This window comes from Chryseobacterium sp. YIM B08800 (assembly GCF_026163565.1).
GTDB lineage: Bacteria > Bacteroidota > Bacteroidia > Flavobacteriales > Weeksellaceae > Chryseobacterium.
In genome coordinates, this window is sequence record NZ_JAPDKN010000037.1 from 24,769 (window position 1) to 31,394 (window position 6,626).

Consider the following 6,626-nt stretch of genomic DNA (forward strand, 5'->3'; position numbering starts at 1 on the left):
CAAATCTACATTAAAAAAGTTTACAAAAAACCTAGCACACAAAAAATATCCTGTCTAATGAAAAAGACATTGAATAAACTTAAAACTTTCAGAAATTCTTTCAGGATTGGTTATATAATAATAAAGAGCGTAAGGAATACCCGGTAAAATCTCTAAAATTATTGCAAATAAAGGAAGCAGTAAATAAAGAAATATCGGGAATTTTCTTTTCATCGAAAACTTTTTGATTATTGCATTCCAAATAATTTTTATTCTGTCTTTGTCGTTCCATAAAATTAGAAAACATAAAACAAAATAGTACGCAAAACGTCTTGCAAAAGCCTGTCCCATTCCTTCATTCATGAAACTTATATCCATTAAAACAATATTGGTAGCAATGGGAATAAAGAAGATAACTCCTAAAATCGCGGTAGATTCAAACAGCAGTAAAATTCCTGCAATAATTTGAAGTATTCCGACCGTTGTTTTTAAAGGTTCGTGATCAAATAAAAACCACATGACTTTAAACAAAGGCAAGTCTTTCAACGGAATCAGCAAATCACTGGATGAAACGCCAAACTGACCATCTACAAGTTTACTATAGCCATACTTTATAAAAGTAAAAGCAAGTAAAAATCTTGCTACTAAAATGAAATAATCCCAATATCTTTTTTTAGGAATCGAACGTAATTTTGCAATCATATTTTTAAGGTTTAATTTTCGTATTTTTGCGCCTCAATCGAAATTTCAAATAAAAATTCCACTCTATAATGAATTACGTTTCAGTCGAAAATCTTACCAAATCATATGGCATCAAAACTTTGTTTAAAAATGTCTCATTTCACGTTAATGAAGGTGACAAAATTGCCATAGTTGCCAAAAACGGCAGCGGAAAATCTACCCTTCTGAAAATTCTGATGGGAAAAGAGATTGCAGACAGCGGTTCTGTAGTCATTAATAAAGATATTCAGGTGGTTTTGTTTGATCAGGAAATAGATTTTGATTCAGATTTAACGATTGAAGAGTTTATGATGACTTTAGATTCTGCACCCATCAGAGCACTAAAAAACTATCACAAATCATTATTATCAGACGATCATGATTTTATGGAAAAAGCTTTGGCTGAAATGGAAATCCATAAAGCTTGGGATCTTGAGAATGAAATGACACAAATTCTTTCTCAGCTTAAAATTACTGATTTGACCGCCAAAATGGGAATGCTTTCGGGTGGACAGATCAAACGTGTTGCTTTGGCAAAACTTTTAACAGAAACCAGAGCGGAACATCGCCACACTCTTTTGATTATGGATGAGCCAACCAACCACCTTGATGTGGAAATGGTAGAATGGCTTGAAAATTATTTAAACAAAGCAAAAATCACTTTACTTCTTGTAACGCACGACCGCTACTTTCTTGATGCAGTTTGTGGAATTATCTGGGAAATGGAAGATCAGAATATGTACTTCCATAATGGTTCTTACGCAACTTATCTTGAAAATAAAATGATTCGTGAGGATAATATGAACTCTACCATCGATAAAGCGCAAAACCTTTACAGAAAGGAATTGGAATGGATGCGAAGACAACCTAAAGCAAGAACTACCAAATCGAAATCCAGACAAGATGATTTTTACGAGACTGAAAAAATAGCCAAAACAGATACCCGTAAAGAAAAATTGGAGCTTGATTTTGAAATGAAAAGATTGGGTAATAAAATCCTTGAACTTAAAGATATTTCTAAAAGCTATGGTGATAAATTATTGCTAAAAGATTTCAGTTATTCTTTTCAAAGAGGTGAGAAAGTAGGAATTGTAGGAAAAAATGGAGCCGGAAAATCTACTTTACTTAATATTATTCAAGGTTTTGAACCGAAAGATTCTGGTGAAATTGAAACGGGAGAAACCATTAAGTTCGGATATTTTTCTCAAAAAGGACTTCAGTATAAAGAAGAAGAGAGAGTAATTGACTTTATCAAAGAAATTTCTGAAAACTTCCCTTTAGCTAACGGAAGAACGATTACTGCTTCTCAGTTTTTAAGATTATTCTTATTTGATGATCAAACGCAATATTCACCGATCTCTAAACTTTCTGGTGGTGAAAAAAGAAGACTGCATTTGATGTATATTTTATATCAAAATCCTAACTTTTTGATCTTTGATGAGCCTACGAATGATCTTGACCTTCCTACTTTGACGGTTTTGGAAAATTTCCTTTTAAACTTTCAAGGCAGTTTGATTATTGTTTCTCACGACAGATATTTTATGGATCGTATTGTTGATCATATTTTAGCGTTTGAAGGTGAAGGAAAAATTAAAGATTTCATCGGAAACTTTTCAGAATACAGAGAAAATAAAAAACTGGAAGACGGAAGTCAGAAGCAAGAAGATAAAAAAGCGAAAACTGTAGCTGAAAAGGTGGTTGAAAAACCAGTTGCAGCACCCGTTTCAAAACCACAGGTTGCAAAGAAAAAACTTTCTTTCAAAGAACAACGTGAGCTGGAAACCATTGAAAAGGAAATTCCTGAATTTGAAGAAAAAAGAGCTGAAATTTTGGAACAACTGAATAATGAAACGGATTACGAAAAAATATCGAAACTTTCTGCAGACCTTGAAAGCCTTTCCGAAAAGCTGGAGAACCACGAAATGAGATGGCTTGAGCTTCAGGACTAATAAAAACAAAAAAAATAGCTGTTCAGTGATTGAGCAGCTATTTTTTCTGATTTAATAAATTATTTTTTTCTGATCAGTGTAAAAATACTGTAAAAAAGAAATGCGGTTCCCACAATAAGAAACCCATATTTTAGATAGATATTATCCTGAACTAAAGTCATTGCAATCCCTACAAACAACAAACCAATTACAGTAAAACTAGAACTTCTTTTTTGCATAATTTACTTTATAAATAGGTATGTTACTGGCTACATTTGTTACAGAAATCTATTATAATTCAACAACTTTTCCTTTTTTAGAACTTTCAAGGGCTGCTTCTATAATTTTCATATTTTGTACAACTTCATTTCCAAGAGAAGGCAAAGCATATCCGAAAACAATGTGTTCGTAGATTTGCTGATAATAGTTCATGTAATTTCCGAATTCACTTGAAGTTAAAACTCTTTCAGTTTCTGAATTTCCACTTAAATAAGTAAGAATTCCATCAGATTCTTTCAAAGGTTGCATCCATTCTTTTCCATAAGTTGGAACCGCTCCCGCAACCAATTCATTTTCCTGATTATCGGTGCGTTCTTGCAAAAAACTTCCTTTGTCGCCATGAAGTTTATAGGCAAAATGGTCTTCTTTCGTAAAAACTGAAGATTTTAATCTCACCCGCAAATCATTTTTATAATACAAAAGAATTTCAAAATAATCATTAGCATAAGCTTCTCCTTTCATTGAAAAAACATCAGCAAAAAGTTTTTCGGGAAAACCAAAAAGCTGCACCGCCTGATCAACCAAATGCGAACCTAAATCGTGCATTGAACCGGAACCGTTTTGTTCAGGGTTTTCTTTATGTTCTTTTCCGCTTGGCTCAGTTCTGAATCTGTCGAAACGAATTTCAGTTTCTCTTACATTGCCTAACTTCCCTTCAGCCAAAACTTTTTGTACCTGAAGGTAATCACGGTCGAATCTTCTGTTTTGGTAAACACTTAAAAAAAGATTTTTATTTTCAGCCAAATTCACCAATTCTTCAGCTTCTGAAACAGTAACAGTGAATGGTTTTTCTACGATCACATTTTTTCCGGCTTCCAAAGCCATTTTTACATATTCAAAATGAGTCTGAACCGGAGTATTCACTACAACGACCTCAATATCTGCATTTTTCAGCATCTCTTCTACCGAAAGGTAAATTTCTGCATCGGGATATTTTTCTTTAGAATCTTCCTTTGATCTTTCTACCACAGCAGACATAAAAAATCCGGGATGTTCTTTTAAAAACGGGGCGTGAAAAATTTTACCGCTCATTCCGAACGCACAAAGACCTACTTTTACCAATTGCATAGATTTATTTTTAACAAAGATATTTAAAAATTAAAAACATTGGAAATCCGGAAATAATTCACAAAAAACAATATGATAAAAATCAGAAAATAATTTTTAATTATTCTAAACAACAATCATACATTTGCGCATTATTTAAAACCTCTCTAAATAATCTAATGAAAAAACAAATTATCTCTTTAAGTTTACTGGTTATTTCTATAACTGTTAATGCTCAACTAAAAAATGCGGAAGCTGATACGATTAGAATCGGAACCATTGAAGATGTGAATATTCGTAAGATTGGAAACCCTAATAAGGCTACTCCAATGTCTACAAAATCGAATCTTACCGTAATGGAAACTCCACAACCCATTGCAATTGTTACTCATGATATTATTGAGCAGCAACAGGCAAAACAACTTAGTGATGTTTTGCAAAATGTAAACGGAATGTACATTACCTCGTCAAGAGGAAATTCTCAAGATAGTTTCGGAGGACGTGGTTTTGCTCTTGGTAATGATAATATTTTTAAAAACGGATCAAGAGTAAACAGTGGTGTTTTCCCGGAAGTAAGCGGATTGGAGAAAGTTGAGGTTTTAAAAGGAGCCAATGCAATGCTTTACGGAAATACGGCTGCAGGAGGTGTTATCAACATGATTACCAAAAAACCTAGATTTGATTTTGGTGGAAGTGTTGGCTTGAACGCAGGTAGCTGGAATTCTTACAAACCAACAGTTGATATTTACGGTCCGTTAACAAAAAACATAGCATTCAGAGTAAACGGAGCTTACGAATATGCTGAAAGCTTCAGAGATGTGGTACAATCAGAAAAATATTATTTCAATCCTTCGTTTTTATTTAATTTGAGCCCGAAATCTCAATTAATTGTAGAAGCTGATTATCTTAAAAATGATTTCACTCCGGATTTTGGAATTGGCGCTATTGAAAATAAAGACAAAAGCTATTCTCTGAATACAGGATTAGATAGAAGTGCATTTTTAGGAACAGATTGGCAATATCAAAACGTAGAACAGGTTTCTACCAATGTTACTTTTAACCATAAGTTTAATGACAATTGGTCGTTAAATTCTACTGCTTCTTATCAAAACTATACTAAAGATTATTTTTCTACTGAAAGAGTTCAGTGGGGCTATGCAGCAGCAAGTCCTAACCGACTTTCTTGGAACAGACCTTTGAACAGAACATATAACGAGCAAAACTATACTTCTGCACAGGTAAACTTGAATGGAGAATTCAATACCGGAAAAATCAATCATAAAGTTTTAATCGGTACAGATGCTGATTATGGTGTTGCTGATTCTTATGCTTACTATAATCCTGATAATAATAAAGCTTTTGGTACAAGTTATTATTTTGGTACAAATGGTTCATCAGGTATTAACGGTCAACCTGGAACGATTTATCTTGATGACCAGTCTACTTGGGCTTCCGGAGCGATGCCAAACTCTGCAGCATTGAATAAAACAAGAATCAATACAAGAAGAATTGGTTTCTATGCTCAAGATTTTGTTAGCTTAACAAAAGAATTTAAGGTAATCGCAGGTTTACGTTGGTCATATATTGAAAATATGCCTACTATAAAAACAGATTTTAAAAAAATAGCAACTAATAATAACGTTAATCCAAATTCTGTATATGCTAAAGGATTAGTAGATAACTCAGCATCTTCAGACCAGGCAATATCTCCAAAAGTAGGTTTTGTGTATATGCCAAATGATAATCTTTCAGCTTTTGCAACCTACACCAATTCATTTGTTGCAAACGTAGGAAAAGAAAGAAACGGAGAAGCATTAACACCTACAAACATTGATCAGTATGAAGTTGGTGTTAAAAAGAACCTTTGGAATAATGCATTGGCTGTGAATTTAACTGTCTACCAAATTCTATACAAAAATTATTATCAAAATGCTTTAGATAATAATGGAAATCCTGTAGATCCTACGGGATTAACAAAAGATTTTGCAGGACAAATGAGAAGCCGTGGTGTAGAACTTGACATTACGGGAAATCCTACCGAAAACTTATCAATTATTGGAGGGATTTCTTACAATAATTCTGTTTATTTAGATACTCCTGAAATGTTTGGATATGTAGAAAATCAAAGATTGGTAAGAACACCTGCAACTACAGCTAACGCTTCTGTTTTCTATAAATTTACAAAATTGGTTCCCGGGCTTAAAGTTGGGGCAAGTGTATATTACATCGGTGATAGATTGGCTGGATGGAATGACACAAAAACAGGAGCAAACAGTTTAGTTGCCAGAAACGGAGTGAGTAGAATTTTTGAAATAAAAGATTATACTACCGTTGCTTTATCTGCAGGGTATGAATGGAAAAAATTTATGATTCAGGCAAAAGTTGGAAACTTGTTTGATGTAGAGAACTACAACGTTCACGAAAATTATTCTGTAAACCCTATTACACCGAGAAACTTTTATTTTACGCTTACTTATAAACTTTAAATAATTTTATTAAAAATTTATATCAAAGTGGAGGTTGCAATTTTGCAGCTTCCACTTTTGCTTTTAATCATCTTACTCATTCAAATAAATCTAAATTTCTTTTATATTAAATTTAAATCCTGCTTAAAATAATATTATTTTGATTTAGAGCCTGTTTAAATTTTATTGAGTAATAATTTTATGGCAG

The 6,626-nt window shown here is 33.0% G+C and carries 5 protein-coding genes; 2 read left to right on the top strand and 3 right to left on the bottom strand.

Annotated elements, in window-relative coordinates; genetic code table 11:
* Positions 1-54 precede the first annotated feature (54 nt).
* Complete coding sequence (locus OEW74_RS14305; RefSeq protein ID WP_265429123.1) at positions 55-681, bottom strand: hypothetical protein; 627 nt, start codon at positions 679-681, stop codon at positions 55-57.
* 68 nt (positions 682-749) lie between these two features.
* On the opposite strand from OEW74_RS14305, the gene OEW74_RS14310 reads away from it, so the two are divergent.
* The gene (locus OEW74_RS14310; protein ID WP_265429124.1) at positions 750-2,648 is read left to right on the top strand and encodes an ABC-F family ATP-binding cassette domain-containing protein; all 1,899 of its coding nucleotides are present in this window, start codon (positions 750-752) and stop codon (positions 2,646-2,648) included.
* 59 nt (positions 2,649-2,707) lie between these two features.
* Here OEW74_RS14310 and OEW74_RS14315 read toward each other — a convergent pair whose 3' ends face one another.
* Positions 2,708-2,866, bottom strand: coding sequence for a hypothetical protein (locus OEW74_RS14315; protein WP_157969169.1), 159 nt, complete (start codon positions 2,864-2,866; stop codon positions 2,708-2,710).
* Positions 2,867-2,918: 52 nt separating this feature from the next.
* The gene (locus OEW74_RS14320; protein WP_265429125.1) at positions 2,919-3,974 is read right to left on the bottom strand and encodes a Gfo/Idh/MocA family oxidoreductase; all 1,056 of its coding nucleotides are present in this window, start codon (positions 3,972-3,974) and stop codon (positions 2,919-2,921) included.
* A gap of 158 nt (positions 3,975-4,132) precedes the next feature.
* Here OEW74_RS14320 and OEW74_RS14325 point away from each other — a divergent pair, with 158 nt between their 5' ends.
* A complete protein-coding gene (locus OEW74_RS14325) occupies positions 4,133-6,439 on the top strand; it encodes a TonB-dependent siderophore receptor (RefSeq protein ID WP_265429126.1) in 2,307 nt (768 codons plus the stop codon).
* The last annotated feature ends 187 nt before the right edge of the window (positions 6,440-6,626 follow it).